Source organism: Anaeromyxobacter oryzisoli, assembly GCF_022690765.1.
Taxonomy (GTDB): Bacteria; Myxococcota; Myxococcia; order Myxococcales; family Anaeromyxobacteraceae; genus Anaeromyxobacter; species Anaeromyxobacter oryzisoli.
On the sequence record NZ_JALCZA010000018.1, the window covers coordinates 46,497 to 65,734 of the forward strand.

The 19,238-nt window shown below is 75.8% G+C and carries 15 protein-coding genes; 9 read left to right on the top strand and 6 right to left on the bottom strand.

Features of this window, described 5'->3' with window-relative positions; translation table 11 throughout:
* Window positions 1-216 precede the first annotated feature (216 nt).
* The 3 genes from MNZ27_RS08455 to MNZ27_RS08465 form a co-directional block, all read right to left on the bottom strand.
* A complete protein-coding gene (locus MNZ27_RS08455; RefSeq protein WP_242393607.1) occupies window positions 217-1,182 on the bottom strand; it encodes an Hsp33 family molecular chaperone HslO in 966 nt (321 codons plus the stop codon).
* 88 nt (window positions 1,183-1,270) lie between these two features.
* Window positions 1,271-2,188: an SDR family oxidoreductase gene (locus MNZ27_RS08460; RefSeq protein ID WP_242393620.1), complete on the bottom strand. Its 918-nt coding sequence runs from the start codon at window positions 2,186-2,188 to the stop codon at window positions 1,271-1,273.
* Window positions 2,189-2,235: 47 nt separating this feature from the next.
* A complete protein-coding gene (locus tag MNZ27_RS08465) occupies window positions 2,236-3,090 on the bottom strand; it encodes a lysophospholipid acyltransferase family protein (protein ID WP_242393608.1) in 855 nt (284 codons plus the stop codon).
* A gap of 184 nt (window positions 3,091-3,274) precedes the next feature.
* Here MNZ27_RS08465 and MNZ27_RS08470 point away from each other — a divergent pair, with 184 nt between their 5' ends.
* On the top strand, window positions 3,275-6,760 hold the full coding sequence (locus MNZ27_RS08470; RefSeq protein ID WP_242393609.1) for a tetratricopeptide repeat protein: 3,486 nt from the start codon (window positions 3,275-3,277) through the stop codon (window positions 6,758-6,760).
* A gap of 104 nt (window positions 6,761-6,864) precedes the next feature.
* Window positions 6,865-8,247: a TolC family protein gene (locus MNZ27_RS08475; RefSeq protein WP_242393610.1), complete on the top strand. Its 1,383-nt coding sequence runs from the start codon at window positions 6,865-6,867 to the stop codon at window positions 8,245-8,247.
* Here the strand turns inward: MNZ27_RS08475 and MNZ27_RS08480 are convergent.
* Window positions 8,244-9,533 carry a GAF domain-containing protein gene (locus tag MNZ27_RS08480; RefSeq protein WP_242393611.1) on the bottom strand — a complete coding sequence of 430 codons (1,290 nt, stop codon included), beginning with the start codon at window positions 9,531-9,533 and terminating at the stop codon, window positions 8,244-8,246. The genes MNZ27_RS08475 and MNZ27_RS08480 overlap by 4 nt on opposite strands.
* A 445-nt stretch (window positions 9,534-9,978) precedes the next feature.
* Here MNZ27_RS08480 and MNZ27_RS08485 point away from each other — a divergent pair, with 445 nt between their 5' ends.
* Window positions 9,979-10,863, top strand: a complete 885-nt coding sequence (locus MNZ27_RS08485) for a DUF72 domain-containing protein (protein WP_242393612.1) — start codon at window positions 9,979-9,981, stop codon at window positions 10,861-10,863.
* A 221-nt stretch (window positions 10,864-11,084) separates the two neighbouring features.
* Here the strand turns inward: MNZ27_RS08485 and MNZ27_RS08490 are convergent, their stop codons facing one another.
* Entirely contained in the window at window positions 11,085-11,843 is a 759-nt protein-coding gene (locus MNZ27_RS08490) for an exodeoxyribonuclease III (protein ID WP_242393613.1), read from the bottom strand.
* Between the two features lie 112 nt (window positions 11,844-11,955).
* Between MNZ27_RS08490 and MNZ27_RS08495 the strand changes: the two genes are divergently transcribed.
* The 6 genes from MNZ27_RS08495 (at window position 11,956) to MNZ27_RS08520 (ending at window position 18,323) form a co-directional block, all read left to right on the top strand.
* Window positions 11,956-12,477 (top strand): ATP-binding protein, encoded by a 522-nt coding sequence (locus MNZ27_RS08495; protein ID WP_242393614.1) that lies wholly within the window; start codon window positions 11,956-11,958, stop codon window positions 12,475-12,477.
* Window positions 12,474-12,848, top strand: coding sequence for a hypothetical protein (locus MNZ27_RS08500; protein ID WP_242393615.1), 375 nt, complete (start codon window positions 12,474-12,476; stop codon window positions 12,846-12,848). Before MNZ27_RS08495 ends, MNZ27_RS08500 begins: the two co-directional genes overlap by 4 nt.
* The gene (locus tag MNZ27_RS08505) at window positions 12,820-14,244 is read left to right on the top strand and encodes a class I SAM-dependent methyltransferase (RefSeq protein ID WP_242393616.1); all 1,425 of its coding nucleotides are present in this window, start codon (window positions 12,820-12,822) and stop codon (window positions 14,242-14,244) included. Before MNZ27_RS08500 ends, MNZ27_RS08505 begins: the two co-directional genes overlap by 29 nt.
* Window positions 14,244-15,665, top strand: coding sequence for a PP2C family protein-serine/threonine phosphatase (locus MNZ27_RS08510; protein ID WP_242393617.1), 1,422 nt, complete (start codon window positions 14,244-14,246; stop codon window positions 15,663-15,665). Before MNZ27_RS08505 ends, MNZ27_RS08510 begins: the two co-directional genes overlap by 1 nt.
* A 211-nt stretch (window positions 15,666-15,876) precedes the next feature.
* Complete coding sequence (locus tag MNZ27_RS08515; protein ID WP_242393618.1) at window positions 15,877-16,257, top strand: cupin domain-containing protein; 381 nt, start codon at window positions 15,877-15,879, stop codon at window positions 16,255-16,257.
* 191 nt (window positions 16,258-16,448) lie between these two features.
* The gene (locus MNZ27_RS08520; protein ID WP_242393619.1) at window positions 16,449-18,323 is read left to right on the top strand and encodes an inositol monophosphatase family protein; all 1,875 of its coding nucleotides are present in this window, start codon (window positions 16,449-16,451) and stop codon (window positions 18,321-18,323) included.
* 78 nt (window positions 18,324-18,401) lie between these two features.
* Here MNZ27_RS08520 and MNZ27_RS08525 read toward each other — a convergent pair.
* The coding region (locus tag MNZ27_RS08525; RefSeq protein WP_277957734.1) for an SbcC/MukB-like Walker B domain-containing protein at window positions 18,402-19,238 on the bottom strand (837 nt) is incomplete at its 5' end.

A 19,238-nucleotide genomic window follows, 5' to 3' on the forward strand; every position in this document is an offset into this window, starting at 1 on the left:
GGGTGCTCGGCGCCGGCGCGAGAGGCGTGCGCGGCCTTCCGCGCGCGGGCTGGCGCCCGGCCGCGAGACGTCGCGGACTTCGGGCGGCGACCGCTTCGCGGAGGGCGAGGGGCGCGGCGGACGGTCTTCCTCTTCTTCGCGGTCGGGATGGCCCTGCCTCCTGAAAAGGCCGCTCGCGCGGCGGGCGGAAAGCCCGAATCTACCACGCCGGCGCGATCACGCGTCGCCGTCGCGCTCGGCGAGCCTCCGGGCGAGATCGCGGAGCTCGGCCTCGGGGACGACGTAGCGCGACCGGCAGAACTCGCAGGTGATGACCGCCTGCCGCTCCTTCGCGAGCACGTCCGCGATCCCCTCGCGCCCGAGCGCCGAGACCGCCACGCGGGCCCGCTCCTGGCTGCAGCCGCAGCGGTAGGCGAGCTCGAGGTCGCCGAGGAGCTCGAACCCGTCCCCGACCACCGCGCGGATCGCGTCCTGCGCCGAGGCGCCGGCGGCGACCGCCCGGGCGAGCGCGCCCGCGGCGAGGCGGGCGCGCACCTCCTCGACGGCGGCGCCGTCCCCGTCCGGCAGCCGCTGCACCAGGAGGCCGGCGACGTCGCCGAGGGGCTCGTCGCCCCGCGGGACGACGGCGAGGTCGAGGGCGGTCGCGACCTGCTCGCTCGCGGCGAACCAGCGCCGGAGGTCGCCCGCGAGGTCCAGCGCCTCCAGCTCCACCGCGCTCCGGTAGAAGTTGCCCGCGCCGACCTCCCGGACCACCGAGAGGAACCCGCGGCCGCCCAGCGCGGCCCGGGCGCCCAGGGCGGCGTCGCCCGGGAAGCTCACCCGCGGGTGGCGGACGTAGCCGCGGACGTTCCCCGCGACGTCGGCGTCCACGAACAGCCCGCCGAGCGGGCCGTCGCACTCGAGCTGGAGGTTCACCCGGTTCTCGTCCTTCTGCAGCGCCCCGAGGAGCGCGCCGGCCGCGAGTGCCTCCGCGAACAGGCGGGCGCTCGTCGGGTAGAGGCCGTGGAGGACCCGCGACATCCGCGCCGTGTCGCCGACGCGGGCGAACACGACCCGCAGGCCGAGGTTCGGGACGAGGCCGCGGCAGACGCGATCGCCGCGCTCGCCGTGACGCCGCGGCGCGGGGGACCGCTCTCCGGCGGCGGTTTCGGGGGCGCGGTCGCCAGGGGTTCGTTCGGTCATCCGGGTGATTCTGTTCGGGACGCCGCCCGCGCGCCAGGAGGATCGCGCCGCCGACGCGACGCGGGCGCGGTCGGCGGCATGCCCGCCTTCACGACACGCTGCGGATGGTGTCGCGGAGCGTGTACTTCGGGCTCCAGCCCGCCTCCCGCGCGAACCGGGAGCCGTCCACGATGCACAGGTACTGGATGTGATCGACCTCCTCCGGGGGGAAGCTGGTGAGCCGCGCCTCGAAGGCGCGCCGGACGAGGCCGCGGACGAGGAGGTGCGGGACCGGGACGGGGTGGCGGCCGAGCTCGCGGAGCACCGCGGAGAGCGGCACCTCGCCGGGGCCGGTCACGTTGAAGACGCCGCGGAGGCCGGGCTTCAGGGCGAGCGCCAGGGCGCGCGCCACGTCCTCCTCGTGGATGAGCTGGAGCATCGGGTCGAAGCCCAGGACCGTGAGCGGCGACTCGAGGCGGAGGTAGTTCGAGGGCGCGTTCCGCACCGTCGGGCCGACGATGTTCACCGGGCGGAGGATCACCGTCTCGATCTCGGGGTGCCTCCACAGGAACGACTGCGCGTACATGTCGACCTCGATGAGGTCGCGCACGTCGCTGAAGCGGTCCGCCGCCATGAGCGGCGTCTCCTCCGGGAGGAAGCTCGAGTTCTCCGGGCGCGGGCCGTAGACGTTGGCCGACGAGAGGACGACCACCTTCCGCACCCCGTGGCGGACGCACAGGTCGAGGATCTTGCTCGTGCCGAGGACGTTGAAGCTGTGCGTCTCGGAGAACGGCATCCGCGGATCGTGCATGATCCCCAGGTGGATGAGCGCGTCCACGCGGCGGTGCCGGAAGGCCTCCTCGACCCGGTTCTTGCGCAGGTCCACCTGGACGTGATCGACGTCGCGCGGCTTCTCGGGGAAGGGCCGGCGGTCGATCCCGACGACGTGGGTCTCCGTGTGGAGCTCCTTGGCGAGCGCGCGCCCGAGGTTGCCGGAGATCCCGGTCACGATGACGGTGCCCGGCATTCCGGGGAAGGTGATGGGGGCGGAGGGCATGCGGGGCGGGGCGCCGGTCACCAGAACACGTGCTCGCGCTCGGCCAGGCCGCGGGCGAGGAGCTCCCTCACCGCCCCCTGGACCACGGCGACCTTCTGCTCGAGCTCCTGGTCGTCCTCGTCCGGCGAGCCCTGCAGCCGGATCGGCTCGCCGAAGAGGACGTGGTAGCGGGATGGGAGGGGGAACGGGAGGATCGTGGGGGTGATGGGGAAGGCCGGGAACGCGAGCAGCCGCGCGAGGGGCTTGAGGTCGAAGAGCGCCGGCGCCTGCTCCTCGGCGCCGACGACGCCGACCGGGACGATCGGCGCGGAGGACTCGAGCGCGAGCCGGAGGAACCCCGGCCCGAACGGCCGGAGGCGGTAGCGCTCCCGGAACGGCTTGTTGAGGCCGCGGACCCCCTCGGGGAACACGAGGATCGCCTCGTCGGCGGCGAGGAGGCGGCGGCAGTTCTCGGGCGTCCCGACGATCTGCCCGCAGCGGGCCATGAAGGTGGAGACGAACGGGAGCGTCGGCACCCACCGCTCCACCAGCGCGCGGAGCGCCCGCGGAGGATCCTTCTCGATCAGGCAGGCGACCTCGATCATCGCCGCGTCGAACGGGAGCTGGCCGGAGTGGTTCGAGACGAGCACCACCCGCCCCTCGGACGGCACGTGGTCGATCCCGGTGAGCTGGACGCGGAAGTACTTCCGGTACAGCCAGAGCAGCGGCGCGATGGCGGCGACCGCGTACTCGGCGTCGAAGCCGTAGGGATCGACGCCGTACTCGTTCCGGGGCGGGGTGAGCTTCTCGAGGCGGGCGCGGGTGCCGGGGCCGCCGAGCGCGTACGTCCACTCGCGCAGGCGCTCCTTCACCGCGTCCGACAGCTCGGCCATGGCCGGAAGGTAGCACGCGGGTCCGGGGCGCGAGCGGTGCTAGGCGGGGAGGGCGCGCGTCGCGTCACCGCGCGTGTGAAAGCGAGTCGGACCGCCCGCCCGGCGCGCCGGTTGTCGCCCTCCCGGCCGGATGGTAGCCTGCCGGGACGTCTCGCGTTTTCTCCGCGATCTCCAGGAACGCACGATGAGGGTGGCCTGCCCGGATTGCAGCGCGGCGTACGGCATCGACGACCGCAAGATCCCGGCCGCGGGGATCAAGGTGAAGTGCCCGAGGTGCGGGAGCACGTTCCCCGTTCACCGCGCCTCGGACGGCGACGCCGTGACGCTGGGGGGCGCAGCGCCGGGTCGCGGCGTGCCGCTCCCACCACGCGCCGTCGCCGCGGGCGTCCCCTTGCCGCCGCCGCTCGCGCCGCCCGCCGCGGCGGGCGTGCCGCTCCCGCCGCCGTCCCCGTCGGCGAAGGCCGCGCCGAGCCTCTCGCTGCCGCCGCCCCTCGCGCCCTCCGGAGGCGTCCCGCTCCCGGCGCCGGACGCGCCCTTCGGCGTGGACGCCGCGCCGCCCGGCGGGGATCCCCCGCCCTCCGCGGACGTCTCCTCGCCCTTCGCCGCGGACCCGTTCCCGGCCGGTGACGACTCCCCGTTCGCGGTGCCGCCGCCCGGCGCGGACACCGGGCCGGGCGCGGTGGAGACCCTCGGCTTCGGCGAGGTGGATCTCGGCGGAGCGGAGCCGGCGGCGGAGCCGGACCCGCTCCCGACGCCGATCGACGACGGGATCGAGTTCGACGACGAGCCCGGCGCGCCCTTCGCGGCCGATCCCCTCCCGGCCGCGCCGCCGGCCGATCCGTTCGCGGTGGCGCCGCCCGCGCCTCCCGCCGCTCCCGATCCGTTCGCGCCCCGGGCGGGCGGCGGCGGCGAGGAGCTCGAGATGCTCTTCGACGAGGGCGAGCCGCCGGCGAGGCCCGCGCCGCGGACCGCCGCGCCCGCGGCGGGCGGCTACCGGATCCGCCGCCGGTCCGGGAAGGTGTTCGGCCCGTTCGGCGAGGAGCAGATCGTCGAGATGCTGTCGAAGGGGGAGCTGCTCGGGAACGAGGACGTCTCCGACGTCTCCCAAGAGGGCGCCGGGTTCGCGCCGATCGCCGAGGTCGCGGCGTTCGCGCGCGCGCTCCAGCAGGCCCCTGCGGCCACGTTCGCCCCGGACCGGCCGGCCGGCGCCGGCGCGTCCCCGTTCGGTGATCGGATGGCCTCGGGGAAGATCGTGAGCGGCGAGCGCAGGGGCAGGGGCAGCGCGCTCCCGGCGTGGGTCTGGAGGATCGCGGTGCCGGCCGTGCTGGTCCTGCTGCTCGCCGGCGCGGGCGTCGGCGCGGGCTTCACTCGGTACGGGTTCTTCTTCTCCCGGACGTTCCGGCGAGCCGACGCCAGCCGGTCGTCGCAGCTCGTCGCCCAGGCCCGCGCCGCGCTGGCGCGGGCGGATTACCCGTCCGAGCTGGCCGCGCTCGAGCTCGCCGCCCGGGCGGTCGCGGCCGATCGGGACGCGCCGCAGGCGGTCGCGCTGCACGCCATGGCGACGGCGGCGCTCGCCCGCCGGCACGGCGCGCCGCCCGCGGCCCTCGCCCAGGCGCGCAGCGGCGCGGCGCGGCTCGAGAAGGACGAGCCGGGCGAGGTCACCACGCTCGCGGCGCGGCTCGCGGTGGGTCTGGCGGACGAGCCGGGCGGGACCGCCGCGGCGGAGGCCGCGCTCGAGACGGCGAGCGCGAAGGCGAGGCCGGATCCCGACGTGCTCGCGCTCCTCGGCGAGGCCGCGCTCGCCCGCGGCGACGTGGCGCGGGCGGCGGCGCGGTTCGCGAAGCTGTCGGCCGCGGAGCGGGGACCTCGCGGCGACCTCGGCCGCGGCCGGACGGCGGTCGCGGCGGGGAAGGGGGCCGAGGCGCGCACGGCGTTCGAGGCGGCGCTCGCCCGGGACGCGGGGTGCCTGCCGGCCCAGCTCGAGCTCGCCGTCCTCGCCGAGGTGGGCGGCGACGCCGAGGCGGCGAGGGCGCGGCTCGCGCCCCTGCTCGACGAGGCGATGCAGCCGCGCCTCGCGCCGCTCGAGCGTGCGCGGGTCCGGCTCGTGGAGGGGGCCCTCCTCGGGCGACGCCACGCCAGCGCGGCCGAGGCGGATCGCGCGTTCCAGGCGGCCGTCGCCGCGGACCCGGACCTGCTCGCGGCGCGCGCGGCCCTCGCCGAGCATCGGCTGCGCGCGGGCGATCCGGTCCGGGCCGTCGAGGCGACCGATCCCGTCGCGGCGAAGGCGGCCCAGGATCCCGCGCTCGGCGCCGTCCGGATCCGCGCCCTCGCGCTCGCGGGGCGCGCGCTCGACGCGTCCCAGCTCGCCGATCGCGCGCTCGCGGCCCACCCCGGGGACACCGCCCTCCTCCTCGCGCAGGGGGCCGCCCTCGTGGCGGCGGGGAACGACGGGCGGGCGAAGGAGATCTACGCGAGCGCGCTCGAGCGCGCCCCGGACGCGGTCGAGCCCCGGGTCGCCCTCGCGCGAATCGCCCTCGCGGGGCGGGACCTCGACGCCGCGGCGAAGCTCCTCTCGGCCGCGCTCGAGAAGGCCCCGGAGGAGCCGTCGGCCCACGCCGTGCTCGGCGACCTCGCCGAGGCGCGGGGCGACGCGTCCGGCGCCGCGGCCGAGTACCGGCGCGCGCTCGCGGCGGATCCGGACTGCGCGCCCGCCGAGATCGGCCTCGCCCGGCTCGCGCTCGCCCGCGGCGACGTCGCGGCGGCGAAGGCCGGCCTCGAGCGCGCCCTCGCCCTCGCGCCGCGCAGCGTGGACGCCGACGTGGCGCTCGGGACGCTCCACCGGTCGGTGGGGGATCTGCCCGCCGCCGAGAAGGCGTTCCAGGCGGCGGTGGACGTGCAGCCGAAGAACCCGGTCGCGCTGGTCCGGCTCGGCGCGGTGAAGCTCGAGCGCGGCGACGTGGACGGCGCGCTGCGGCTCCTCGGCGCCGCCTCGAACGAGGACGAGCGGCTCGCCGAGGCCCGGCTCTGGCTCGGGAAGGCCCTCCTCGCGAAGGGCGAGGTCCCGGGCGCGCTGACCCAGCTCCAGAAGGCGGTCGAGCTCGCGCCGGCCGACCCCGAGAACCACCTCCAGCTCGGCGTCGCCCGCGAGCGCGCCGGCGACGTGTCCGAGGCGCTCGCCGCCTACGGCGCAGCCGCGGGCGCGGACCCGAAGCGCGCCGAGCCGCACGAGCGCGCCGCGGCGCTCCTCGCCTCGGTGGGCCGCCTCGAGGAGGCCGCCGCCGAGTACCAGCGCGCGATCCCCCTCGCGGCCCGCCCCACCGCGCTGCGGATCGCGCTCGGGGAGTGCCAGGCGCGCCGCGGTCGCAACGAGGACGCGGTGAAGATCTACCGCGAGGTCCTGAAGACCGACCCGGGGGCGGTGAAGGTGCTCTACCCGCTCGCGCGCGCGGTGAGCGAGCTCCAGGGATCCAGGGCGGCGCTCCCCTGGTACGAGCGGGCGGCCCGCGCGGACGAGGGGAACGCCATGCCGCACTATTACCTGGGCTTCGCCTACAAGGAGCGCGGCGACCGGCGCCGGGCGATCCGGGAGTTCCGGGCGTTCCTCGCGCTCAAGCCGGACGCGGCCGAGAAGAAGGACATCGAGGCGGAGATCGAGGACCTCGGGGGATAGACGCCCTCGAAACTGCTTGACCGTCGCGGGCGCTCGTTGAAGGGTTCCGCCCGTCCCAGGAGCCGCACTCGCCGCGCCGCCCTCGCCGTCCCCGGGCCGAACACATGACCTCACTCACGCACCTGGTCCTCGCGCTGGCCCTGTCGCAGGCGCGCGGGCAACCCGCTCCCGGACCCGTCCCCGCGCCCCCGCCCGCGCCGCAGGCGCAGGCGCCGGCGACCGCGCCGCAGGCGCCGTCGCCCGCCACGCCCGCCGCGGAGGTCCTCACCCTGGACGACGCGCTCCGGATCGCGATCGCCCGGAACCACGACCTGCGCGCGCTGCAGGCCCGGCTCCGCCAGGCGGAGGAGCTGCACTGGAAGGCGTGGTCGGGCTACCTGCCGCAGATCACGGCGTCGGGTCAGTTCACGCACAACCGCGACGAGGCCGTGCTGCCGGCGGGCTTCTTCGGGCCGGGCTCGCCCGAGATCACCGTCCAGGCCCGGAACCAGCTCGCGGGGCAGGTGCGCCTCGACCAGGCCGTCTTCGCGCCCCGGCTCCTGTTCGCGATCCCGAACGCGTACCGCGCCGAGGAGCTCGCGCGCCTGAACGCGGACGCCGTGCGGCGCCAGATCCTCTTCGGCGTCGCGCAGACCTACTACGGCACCGCCGCGCTGAAGCGCGCGCTCGAGGTCTCGCAGCGCCTCCTCGAGATCGCGCAGCGGCAGGAGAAGGACGCGCGCGTCCGCTACCAGGCCGGGGCGGTCGCGAAGGTCGCGCTGCTCCGCGCGGAGATCGACCGCGCGCGGGCCGAGCAGGACCTGAAGCGCTCGCAGAACGCGCTCGAGTCCGCGCGCCTCGGCCTCGCGACCCTCCTCGTGCGCCGCCCGGACTTCGACGTGACCGACCCGCCGGAGGTGCAGCTCGGGGGCGACGTCTCGACGCTCGAGGAGCGGGCGATGCAGGATCGCCCGGAGGTGCGGGCGAACCGGCTGAACGTGGACGTGCAGCGCGGCAGCCGCGACATGGCCGTGGCCGGCTACCTCCCGGACGTCGGCTTCTTCGCCCTGTACCAGGACTCGAACCAGGTGGGCTTCACCGGCAAGAAGGACGCGTGGGCCGTCGGCCTCGGCCTCTCGTGGAACCTCTTCGACGGCGGCCGTCGCGAGTCGGACATCCGCGAGGCGAACGCCCGGATCGACGAGGCCGCCGCGACCGTCTCCTCGGTCGAGCTCAAGACCCGCCTCGAGGTGCGTCAGGCCTGGCTCGACCTCGACAGCGCCCGCGCGAACGCGGCCAAGGCGCAGGAGCAGCGGGACCTCGCCGCGGAGAACCAGCGCCTCGTGGACGTCGCGTTCCGGGCCGGCACCGCCACCGCGGTCGAGCAGGCCGACGCGACCGCCCAGCTCCGGACGGCGGAGATCGGCGCGATCACCGAGGCGCTGAACGCGCAGCTCGCCGCGCTGCGCGTGCTCGAGGCCGCGGGCGCCTTCAACCCGGCCCCCTAGGAAACCTGGCCGCGCAGCCGCGCCCGCTCGAGCGCCTGGGCGATCTGCTGCGCGACCGCGAGCAGGAACCGCCGCTCGCCCGCGTCGAGCTCGCGCGGGTGCGGGAACCCGAGCTCGAGGGCGCCGACGGTGCGGCCGTCCACCCGGAGCGGCACCGCCGCCCAGGCCTGATCGCCGACGCGCCGCGCGTGCTCGACGGCGTTCGGGTAGGTCTGCGCGAGCGCCTCGGGGCGGGAGAGCCAGATCGCGGTCTGGATCCGCCAGGCCTCCGCCACCAGCGCGGGCGCGTCGGAGCGCATCCGGCGCTGCTCGAGGACGAGGTCGTCCGGCCAGCCCTCCTGGTGGAGGAGCTCGAGGTAGTCGCCGCCGGGCGTGACGGACACCACCGTCGCGCTCGAGGGCTGGAGCGCGGAGAGGCCGTTCTCCACGGCGACCCGGGCGATGCCGTGCGGCGGGAGGATGGAGGAGAGGCTCGACGCCACCGACTCGAGCCGGCGCAGGTGCAGCGCCTCGCGCTCGGCCTCGATGCGTCCGTGGCGCTCGCGGTCGGCCTGCTCCTCGGCGGCGTTGCGCGCCGCCTTCTCCGCCTGGAACCAGCGCGCGTTGTCGAGCGCGAGCGCCGCGGGGACCCCGACGGCCTCGGCGAAGGCGAGATCGCCCTCGGCGAACGGCGGCAGCGTCGTCGAGCGGATCAGCGTCAGGGCGCCGATGGCGCGGTCGCGGGCGATGAGCGGCACCGCGAGGAGCGAGTTCGGGTGGATCGCGCGCAGCACGCCGAGGTGGCGCTCGTCGTGGGTCGCCCAGAGCATCAGCTCGTTCGAGAGCTCGCGCTGGTTGGAGAGCTCCCGGAAGAGGCGCGGGGCGTGGTCGCGGATCGCCTGCGCGGCGGGGGTCGCCCAGCCCGGGCCGAACGAGATCGACCGCATCTCCTGGGCGAGCGAGGCCTTCGCGGGATCGGCGTGCGCGACCTCCACGCGCCGGGGGATGCCGTCGCCGTCGAGGAGATCGACGAAGCACCAGTCGGCGAAGCGGGGGACGACCGCGGCGACGAGGACCCGGAGCGTCTGGCGGAAGTCGAGGGCCGCCACGAGGAAGGCCTGCTCGAGGCTGATCTCCTGCCCCGGGCGGCCCTCGGCGAGCGCCAGCGCGGCCCGCTCCGCCTGCGACAGGTTCGCACGCTCCGCGGGCGTCGGCACCGACCCGCCCTGCGCCGCGGGGACGTTCACGACGCCGCCGCCGCGGCCCGTGCCTTCGCGCAAAGCCGGCTTGTGGGGCCGAGACGGCATGGCAGGGACGCCTCCGCCCCCGCCCGACAGCCCTCGGATCCGGTGCCGGAGGGCGCGGGTCCGGGCTCGCCGCCGACGGGGATCTCTTTCTAGGATCGCAGCGGTGTCGCGCAGCGTCAAGGCGCGGCGGTCCGCCGGCCCGGGCGAGTCGGGACGGCGAGCAGGGCGTCCCTCCCCTGCCATAGCGCCTCTCGGTTGGGTCGAGCCCGTCGCGAGGCACACGATGCCGTCGCCGAGCCGGGGCACACGACGACGGAGCAGCGGAGGCGTGCCTGCAAGGCACGTCGAGCAGCGGACGGAGGAGTCTGCCCGGCGCAGGCAGGCAGCGTGCGCCGCAGCAGGGATCAGCCCAACTGAGCGGCGCTGTCAGGCGCACCCCGCACGACCCACCTCGCCGTTCACGCCGGCGCGGGCGCCGCCGGCCGTCGCCGCTTAGCGATCGGGCGTGATCCGGTACGGACCGGCCGGGTGGGAGTACGCGGACTGGGCGGGGATCGTCTATCCGCGGTCCGAGGGGAGGGGGTTCGACCGGCTCGCCTACCTCGCGCGCTGGTTCTCCACGGTCGAGGTGAACGCCACGTTCTACCGGCCGTTCGGCGCCGACGTCGCGGCGCGCTGGTGCGAGCGGGTCGCCGCCGCGCCCGCCTTCAAGTTCGGGGCGAAGGTCTGGCGCCGCTTCACCCACGAGCGCGAGGCGTACGGGACGCAGGAGGTGCGGGACGCGCGCGCCGCGCTCGATCGGCTGCACGCCGCCGGGCGGCTCGGGGCCGCGCTCCTCCAGTTCCCGTGGTCCTTCAAGCGGACCGAGGCGTCGGAGGAGTGGCTGCGCGGGGTCCTCCGCGCGTTCGAGGGGCTGCCGCGGGTGGTCGAGGTGCGCCACGCGTCGTGGGATCACCCGGAGGTCGTCGAGGCGCTCGCCGAGGCGGGCGTCGGGATGGTGAACGTGGACCAGCCGCGGTTCCGGCACTCCCTCGGGCCGAGGGCTCGCGTCACGTCCGACGTCGCCTACGTGCGCGTGCACGGGCGGAACTTCCGGGACTGGTTCCGCGCGGGCGCCGGGCGGGACGCACGGTACGACTACCTCTACTCCGCGGAGGAGCTCCGCCCCTGGGCGGACCGGATCCGCGAGATGGCGGAGGCGTCCCGGGCGCCCGACGTGTACGTGGTCGCCAACAACCACTTCCGTGGCCAGGCGCCCGCGAACGCGAAGATGCTCGAGGCCATGGTGGAGGGGCACCGGGTCACCGCCCCGCCGGAGCTGGTCGCGGCCTACGGCGAGGTGCTCGGGCCGTTCGTGGCCGCCGAGGGCGCGGCCGGTGCGCCGGCATGACCGGTCCGGTCCTCTCGGGCGCGCCGGTAGGTGTCCGTGGCCGTGCCCGTCACCGTCACCGGCTTCTCCGTGAACCGTGAGCCGGGTCCCGTGGCCCGTGGCCCGGTTCCCGTGGGCCGACGGCGCCGTCGGATCACGGTCCAGGGGACACGGGAGGCAGGGCACGGGGTTCGGGGGTTCGGGTACGGGTTCGGGTTCGGCACTGCCGTGCCGATGTCGCATCACCCACCGTCAAGCGACAGCTCCGCCACGACCGGCGCGTGATCGCTCGTGCCGAAGTCGGCGAGGACGGCGCAGCGCGTGGCGGACCGGGCGAGCTCCTCGCTCGCGAGGACGTAGTCGATGCGCCAGCCGATGTTCCGCTGCCGGAGGTTCCGCCACGGCGCCCACCAGGTGAAGAGCGCGTCGTTGGCCGGATCCAGCGCGCGCCCGACGTCCACGAGCCCGTGTGAGAGGATGCGCTCCAGCAGGGCGCGCTCCTCGGGGCGCTGCCCGACGAGCCCGGGCTTGCGCTCCTTCGGGTGGACGTCCTGGTCGGTGCGGGCGACGTTGAGATCGCCGCACAGGACGAGCCGCCTCCCCGCGGCGCGCGCCTCCGCCGCGAACTGCTCCACCGCCTCGAGGAACCGCAGCTTGGCGGGGTAGTCCTTCCCGCCGTTCGGCACGTACAGGGACGCGAAGGTGACGCCTCCGAGCTCGACCGTGGCGATCCGGGTCTCGACGTCGAACGGCGGGTGCAGGAACGCCGGCGTCGAGGCCGAGCGGTCGCGCCGGACGAGCAGCCCGACGCCGGAGTACGCGGTCGCGCCGTGCCAGCGACACCAGTAGCCGTCGAGCTCGCAGAGCGCCGCGGGGATCTTCGACGGCGGCGCCTTGATCTCCTGGAGGCAGACCACGTCGGGGCGTTCTCGGCCGATCCACTCCACGACCTGCGCCTCGCGAGCGCGGATCCCGTTGACGTTCCAGGTCCCGATCTTCACTGCGCCTCCCCGATCGATCCTAACGCCCGCGCGTTCCTGTTTCTCGGATTCGACGCACCGTACTAGAATCCACCGTCAAGGGACCGTTGGGGAACACGAGGGGGGGGGGATCGTGCGCCTGGTCGCGAACGAGGTCGCGGACGAAGACGTCCTGGAGCTGACGCTGGCGCCGGACTGGGCCGCCGTGAGGGCGGTCGGGGACCGCTGTCGCTCCGCGCTCGCCGGGGCGGGGCTCGAGCGGGACGAGGCGTACGCGCTCGCGATGGTGGCCCAGGAGCTCGTCGAGAACGCGGTGAAGTACGGCGCCGCCGGACCGGGCGAGGTGGTCCGGCTGCGGCTCCGGGTGGATTCCGACGCGGTGACGGTGGAGGTCGTGAACCACCTCGGGGTGGACGACGCCCACCTGAGGACGTTCGAGCGGACCGTCGAGTGGATCCGCGGGTTCCAGGATCCGTTCGAGGCGTACGTGGAGCGGCTGAAGGAGATCTCGGCCACGCCGTACGCCGACGGCCGGAGCGGCCTCGGGCTCGCGCGGATCGCCTACGAGGGGCGCTGCGCGCTCGATTTCTACGCCGGCCCCGGGGACACCCTGGCCGTGTCGGCGATCCACGAGAGGGAGGGGGGAACACCGTGACACAGGAAGCGAGGCGGTACGTCGAGGGAGACCTCACGCTCGAGATCTCCCAGGGTCCGAGCGAGCTCCGCGTGGTCTGGCGAGGGAAGAGCGCGGCTCGCGAGCCGGGCCGGTTCCTCTCCCCGGTGCTCGCAGAGCTGCTCGAGCAGGCTCGCGGGTCGCGCGCGCGGCTCGTCCACGACTTCTCGGCGCTCGAGTACATGAACTCGTCCACCTTCACGCCGGTGGTCAAGGCGCTGGGCGAGGCGCGGCGCGCCGGCGTCGCGGTCGTCCTCGAGTACAGCCTCTCCCGCAAATGGCAGGATCTCTCCTTCGGTGCCCTGCGCACCTTCGAGACCCCCGATGGCCGCGTCTCCATCCACGGTCGGTGAGCGGGTCGAGGTCGAGCCGCGCCTCCGCGTCACGCTCGAGATGGGCGGGGAGGAGGTCCCCGCCACGGTCGCCGCCGCGAGCCGCCTCTCGCTGCGCCTCCAGGTCGAGCCGGAGCGGCTCCTCGACGCCGGCGAGGACGCCGAGCGCATCTTCGTCCGCGCCGAGCTGGCCTCGGGGCCCGTGCGGCTCGGGCCAGCGCGGCTGCTCCCCCGGCTGCCCGGCAGCCCGCGCCACCTCGTGTTCACCGGCAACCTCCACGACTGCCGCGCCCTCGTCCACGAGGGGCGGGTCGCCGATCTGCGGAGCTGGTTCGAGAGCGTCCCGATGGTGCTCGCGCAGAAGGAGCGGATCCGGCCGGAGTTCCGCGCCCACGTCGCCGACGCCGCCTACGACCTCTCGGTGTGGCGGCGCCTCTTCGACGACGAGGACCGGCTGCTCGCGGGAGAGCCGCCGGAGGTCGCGCAGGCCGCGCGCGACGCGCTCCTCGCCACCGAGGGGCGACGGTTCCTGAGCTACCTCGACGGCAAGGTCCAGGAGCTGGCGGAGCTCGTCCGGGCCTACACCAGGGAGGAGCACGAGCGCCACGGGTTCTACCTGCGCCGCCACCTCTGGCCGCACCTGCTCGCGTCGGAGTTCATGAAGCGCACCAACCTGAAGCCGTCGGGGTACGCCGGCGACGCCGAGGTCATGCTGATGATCTACGCGAACGCGTACGTCGGCGCGTCCACGTTCGGCCAGCTCATGCACAAGCACGGCGTCGAGACGACGGCGGCCCAGGCGGTGCGAAATCGCCGCCGGCTCATACCGGAGATGCTCCGCGAGGTGCGGGAGCGGCTCCCCGCGCTCGGCCGGCGTCCCTTCCGGTTCCTCTCCCTCGCCTGCGGCCCGGCGTGCGAGCTCGAGGACGTCTTCCGCGCGCCGGACGACGCGGAGCGGATCGAGGTGTCGCTGCTCGACCAGGATCCGCACGCGCTGGAGCTCGCCCGCGCCGCCGTGCGCCGGATCGAGGCACGGCTCGGCGCGCAGGTCGCCGTCCGCTGCCACCAGGACTCCGTCCGGACCATGCTCCGGACCCGCGACCTGCGCGGCCGGTTCGGGGAGCACCACTTCGTCTACTCCATGGGGCTGTTCGACTACCTCACGCAGCCGGTCGCGCGGGCGGTGCTCGCGAAGGCGTACGAGCTGCTCGCCCCGGGCGGCGTCCTCGTGGTCGGCAACTTCCACGCGCGGACCCCGACCCGGCTGCACATGGAGTACTGGGGCGACTGGCCGCTCGTCTACCGCACCGAGGAGACCCTGCGCGCGCTGGCCGCCGGGCTGGAGCCGGCCGCGCTGGCGGTCGGCTCCGACGAGACCGGCTGCCAGCTGTTCCTCCGGGTCGAGAAGCCCGCCTGATGGCGCGACGGGACCGCTCCCGCCCGGGCGCGCCGTCGGGCCGGTTCGAGCCGTACCACCAGGCCCTCGTGCACCGGTGGTGCGGCATCGTCGCGCTCGTGGCGGCCGTCCTCGTGCCGGCGTTCCTGCTGCTCGACGAGTTCACGATGCCGCCCGGGTTGATCGAGCGGTTCGCGACCTACCGGCTCGGCGCCACGGCGCTCGTGGCGTCGCAGGTCGTGGTGATCCGGCTCACCCGCCCGTCCCGCTGGTCCTTCCTGCACGGGTTCGCGTCCACGCTGATCGTCGGCGGGATGATCACCTGGATGACCGTGGACCTCGGAGGGTTCGACGCACCGTACTACGCCGGCCTGAACCTCGTCGTCGCCGCGAACCTGCTCATCCCCTGGCGCACCGCGTACGCGGTGGCGAACTCGCTGCTCGCGGTCGGGACCTACGTGGCCTCGAACGCGATCTGGGGCGGCCCGTTCCACCCCGCCGTCCTGGTGAACAACCTGTTCTTCCTCGGCTCGATGGCGACCGCGGCCATCGTCACCGCGTCCGCGCGGTTCGAGCTGATCGCCCGGGAGTTCGCCGCGCGCACGGAGCTCCTCGAGGCGAACCTGCAGCTCGAGCGGTCCCGGGCGGAGCTCCGGGCCGCGCGCGACGCGCTCTGGAGCGAGATGCAGGTCGCGGAGCGGATCCAGACCGCGCTCCTCCCGCAGGGGCGGCGGGTGGGCGCCTACGACGTCGCGGCGCGGATGGTGACCGCCGCCGAGGTGGGCGGCGACTACTACGACATCCTCGAGGCCGGCGAGGGGCGGCGGTGGATCGCCATCGGCGACGTCTCGGGCCACGGCGTCGAGTCCGGGCTCGTCATGATGATGACGCAGACGAGCATCCTCACCCTCGTCCGCGAGAACCCGGCGCTCGCGCCGTCGGAGGTGTTCCACCGCGTGAACGGGGTGCTCCGCGAGAACATCTCCCGGCTCGGCGCGAGCCGGTACATGACGCTCAACGTGGTGCGGCTCGAGGACGATCGGCTCGTGGTCGCCGGCAAGCACCAGGACGTCCTCGTCTGGCGCGCGGAGACCGGCGCCGTCGAGACCGTCTCGAACGAGGGCTGCTGGCTCGGGGTCGTCGAGGACACCCGGCGCGCCGTCGGGGATCAGGCGATCCCGATGGGCGAGGGCGACGTGGCGCTGTTCTTCACGGACGGCGCCACCGAGGCGATGAGCGCTTCGGGCGAGATGTACGGCGAGGCCCGCCTGGCCGAGGCGCTCGCCCGGGTCGCGGCCGGTCCGCTCGATCGGGCCCTCGAGCGTCTCTTCGAGGATCTCGCCGCGTTCCGCGTCGAGCTGGTGGACGACGTGACGCTGCTGCTCGCGCGGCGCTCCACCGCGGCGGCGGCCGTGCCCTCGCCCGACCTCCGTTCGGCGTGAGGGCCGCGGCCAGTCCGCCTCGTTCCCACCGAGGGCGCGGTGCGCGCTCCACCTCCATTTCGGTGCCCGTCCCGACGCGCGCCGCTGAAACCGCTGAGCCACGGCGAACCGTCGCGTGGCCGGGTCCTTGCTTAAGTCCGTCCCTGGGAAGACGACACATGAGCTCCCGGCCGCGATCGATCGCCCGCCGGGGCGGAAAGCGAGCGAGGACATGTCGAAGGACGCAGGCCTGAAGGTGGTGGACCCGGCGGGGGCGGTGCCGCCGGCGCGTGCGGTGCGGCTCCAGGATGAGGTCCAGTACGCGCCGGGGTCCGTGGTGAGCCGGACGATCTCGAAGTCGTCGGGCGGATCGCTCACGCTGTTCGCGTTCGACGCGGGCGAGGAGCTCTCGGAGCACACCTCGCCGTTCGACGCCTTCGTCCAGGTCCTCGACGGCGAGGTGGAGCTGACCATCGGCGGCGCGCCGGTGGTCGCCCGGGCGGGCGAGCTGGTGCGGATGCCCGCGGGCGTGCCGCACGCGGTGAAGGCGCGCGCGCGGTTCAAGATGCTCCTCTCGATGATCCGGGAGCTCGATGAACCCCAGGCCCGGTGAGCAACGCCGTTCGTCCCGGGGCCGTCGCTCGAGAAGGCGCGGGCCTTCGAGCGCGAGGGGGTGGTCCGAGGTGGCGGGCCCGGGCGAGGTGCGGACGACCTTCGCGATAGGGGTGGCGGCCGCGTAGCCGCCGTCCGATCGCGCCCGCACGTCGGGCGGCGGCGGCCCCGTCCCGCAGCTACAGTCCCGGGGTGCCCGCCCTCGCCCGCGCCCTCGAGGTCGCCCGGAGCGCCGCCCGCGCGGCCGCGGAGCTCCTGCGCGCCGAGTTCTTCCGGCCGGGCGGGCCCCGCGGCGAGCCGGGTCACTGCCCGGCCGACGAGGAGGCCGAGGACCTCATCCGCGAGATCCTCGACGCGGCGTTCCCGGAGTTCGGCGTGGTGGGCGAGGAGCGGCCGGAGGCCGACCGCAGGCCGCGGGATGCCGCCTCCCACGTCTGGCTCGTGGATCCGAACGACGGGACCTCCGACTTCCAGCGCGGTCTCCGCGGGGCGACGGTCTCCATCGGCCTCCTCCGCGGCGGGATCCCGGTGCTCGGGGTGGTCCTCGCCCACACCGCGCCCGAGGGGGGCGAGGACCTCGTGTGCTGGGCGGAGGGCGAGGGGCCGGTCACCCGGAACGGCGCCCCCGCGCCCTCGCTCGCCGCCGGGCCGCTCGCGCGCGGCGAGGTGGTGCTCGTCTCGACGGGCGCGGTCCGGCGCGTCGCCGCGAACGCGCGCGCCTGCTGGCCGGCGGCGTTCCGGCCCATGCCCAGCGTCGCGTACCGGCTCGCGCTCGTCGCCGTCGGCGCCGCGCGCGGTGCCGTCTCGCTGCACCGGCCGCGCCCGCTCGACATCGCCGCCGGCCACGCCCTCGTCCGTGGGGCGGGCGGCGTCCTCCTCGACGAGGACGGGCGCGAGGTCCGCTACGGGCGCGACGGCGCGGGCGGTGTCCGCTGCTGCTTCGGGGGCGCGCCGGCGGTCGCGGCCGCGCTCGCCGCGACCGACTGGAGCGCCGCCGACTCCGGGCCGGCGGAGCCGGTCCCCCTCGCGCGCCCGGTCCCGGGCGGGGGGATCCGGGATGACGCCCTCCTCCGGCGCGCGCAGGGCGCCCTCCTCGGCCAGCTCGCGGGCGACGCCCTCGGGAGCGTGGTCGAGGGGGAGGGCCCGCGCGAGATCGCGGCCCGCAACCCGGGCGGCGTGCGCGAGCTCGCGGGAGGCGGGCCGCGGGGCACGCTCGCCGGCCAGCCGACCGACGACTCGGAGCTGGCGCTCGCGCTGGCGCGCGCGCTCGTCGCGGCGGGCGGGTTCGACGCGGCCCGGATCGCGGTCGCGTACGCCGGCTGGTACCGCACCGACCCGTTCGACCTCGGGAACACCACGCGCACCGCCCTGGCGCCGGCGGCGCGCGTGCTCGAGGCCGGCGCGGGCGGAGCGGAGGTCGCCGCGGCGGCGCGGGCGGCGGCGTCGCGGGAGAGCGAGGCGAACGGCGCGCTCATGCGCGTCTCGCCCCTCGGGATCCTGGGCGCGGGCGCGGCGCCTGGCGCGGGCGCCGCCGCGATCCCCCGGTGGGCCCGCGCCGACGCGAGGCTCACGCACCCGAGCCCCGTCTGCCAGGACGCGAGCGCGGTCCTCGCCGCGGCGATCGCCTTCGCGATCCGGACCGGCGCGCCGGCGCTCGAGGTCGCCGGCGAGGCCGAGCGCGTCGCCGGGGAGCTCGGGGCGGCGGCGCCCGTCCGCGCCGCGCTCGCGTCGGCCCGTGCGGGCGCGCCCCCGGACTTCACCACGCACCCGGGTCACGTGGTGGTCGCGCTCCAGAACGCGTTCCTCCGGCTCCGCCGGGCGGCGTCGCTCGAGGAGGCCCTGGTCGAGACGGTGGGCGCGGGAGGCGACACCGACACGAACGCCGCCATCGCCGGGGCCCTCCTCGGCGCGGTGCACGGGGCCGGAGCCGTGCCCTCGCGCTGGAAGGACGCGGTGCTCTCCTGCTGGCCGAGGGCGGGCGCGCCGGCGGTGAGGCGCCCGCGCCCGCCGTCCTGCTGGCCGGTGGATGCGCTCGTCCTCGCCGAGCGGCTCGCGGCGGGACGGTAGATCTGCCGCACCCCTGGGGGCCGAAAAACTACTCTCGGTCAGGTCGAAGCCGGCGTGATGCGGCGCAGTGCCGCGCGGTCACGGCTGCGGCAAAACAACCCGGCTCCGGCCGGAGGAGACCCGCTCGACGGTGACCCGCACCCCGATCCGCTCGTGCAGCTCCGGGACGTGCGAGATGACGCCGATGGTCCGCCCGGCGGCCCGGAGCCCGTCGAGCGCCGCCATCGCGTGCTCGAGGGTGTCGCGGTCGAGCGTGCCGAACCCCTCGTCGATGAAGAGCGTCCGCGCCAGGGTGGCCCGCGCGGAGAGCGAGGCGAGCCCCAGGGCGAGGGCGAGCGAGACGAGGAACAGCTCGCCGCCGGAGAGGCCGTTCACGGTGCGGACCTCGTCGCCGAGATCCTGATCGACGACCTGCAGCTCGAGGTCCGCGCCCGGGACGCGCATGAGCCGGTAGCGGCGGGCGAGCTCGCGCAGGTGCGCGTTCGCGGCGTCGATGAGGGCCTGGAGCGCGAGCCCCTGGGCGAAGACGCGGAGCTTCTTCCCGTCGGCCGACCCGATCACCTGGCCGAGCCGGCCCGAGCGCTCCGTGACGGCGCGCTGTCGGGCGAGCTCGTCGGCGAGGCCGGCCATCTTCTGCCGCGCCTCGTCGTCCTGGCGCAGCCCGAGCTGCGCCTCCGCGAGCTCGTCCGCGGCCGCCTTCTCGTCGGCGACCGCCTCGTCGCGCCGCCGCGACGCCGCGTCCGGATCGCCCTCCGGGCGCCCGGCCGCCGCGTGGGCGTCACGCTGCCTTCGCCGCTCCTCGAGCGCCGCCGCGGCGCGCTCCGCCGCGAGCCGGAGCCGGTCGAGCTCGGTCCGGCGCGCCGCGACGAACGCCCGCCCGCGCGCGAGCCGGCTCTCCAGCGTCGGCCTATCGAC

What these genes read in the sequence shown, in the direction of transcription:
- MNZ27_RS08475 (WP_242393610.1), top strand. Translation starts at nt 6,865, where the DNA reads ATGACCTCACTCACGCACCTGGTCCTCGCGCTGGCCCTGTCGCAGGCG.
- MNZ27_RS08460 (WP_242393620.1), bottom strand. Translation starts at nt 2,188, where the DNA reads ATGCCGGGCACCGTCATCGTGACCGGGATCTCCGGCAACCTCGGGCGC.
- MNZ27_RS08465 (WP_242393608.1), bottom strand. Translation starts at nt 3,090, where the DNA reads ATGGCCGAGCTGTCGGACGCGGTGAAGGAGCGCCTGCGCGAGTGGACG.
- MNZ27_RS08470 (WP_242393609.1), top strand. Translation starts at nt 3,275, where the DNA reads ATGAGGGTGGCCTGCCCGGATTGCAGCGCGGCGTACGGCATCGACGAC.
- MNZ27_RS08515 (WP_242393618.1), top strand. Translation starts at nt 15,877, where the DNA reads ATGTCGAAGGACGCAGGCCTGAAGGTGGTGGACCCGGCGGGGGCGGTG.
- MNZ27_RS08455 (WP_242393607.1), bottom strand. Translation starts at nt 1,182, where the DNA reads ATGACCGAACGAACCCCTGGCGACCGCGCCCCCGAAACCGCCGCCGGA.
- MNZ27_RS08505 (WP_242393616.1), top strand. Translation starts at nt 12,820, where the DNA reads ATGGCCGCGTCTCCATCCACGGTCGGTGAGCGGGTCGAGGTCGAGCCG.
- MNZ27_RS08510 (WP_242393617.1), top strand. Translation starts at nt 14,244, where the DNA reads ATGGCGCGACGGGACCGCTCCCGCCCGGGCGCGCCGTCGGGCCGGTTC.
- MNZ27_RS08480 (WP_242393611.1), bottom strand. Translation starts at nt 9,533, where the DNA reads ATGCCGTCTCGGCCCCACAAGCCGGCTTTGCGCGAAGGCACGGGCCGC.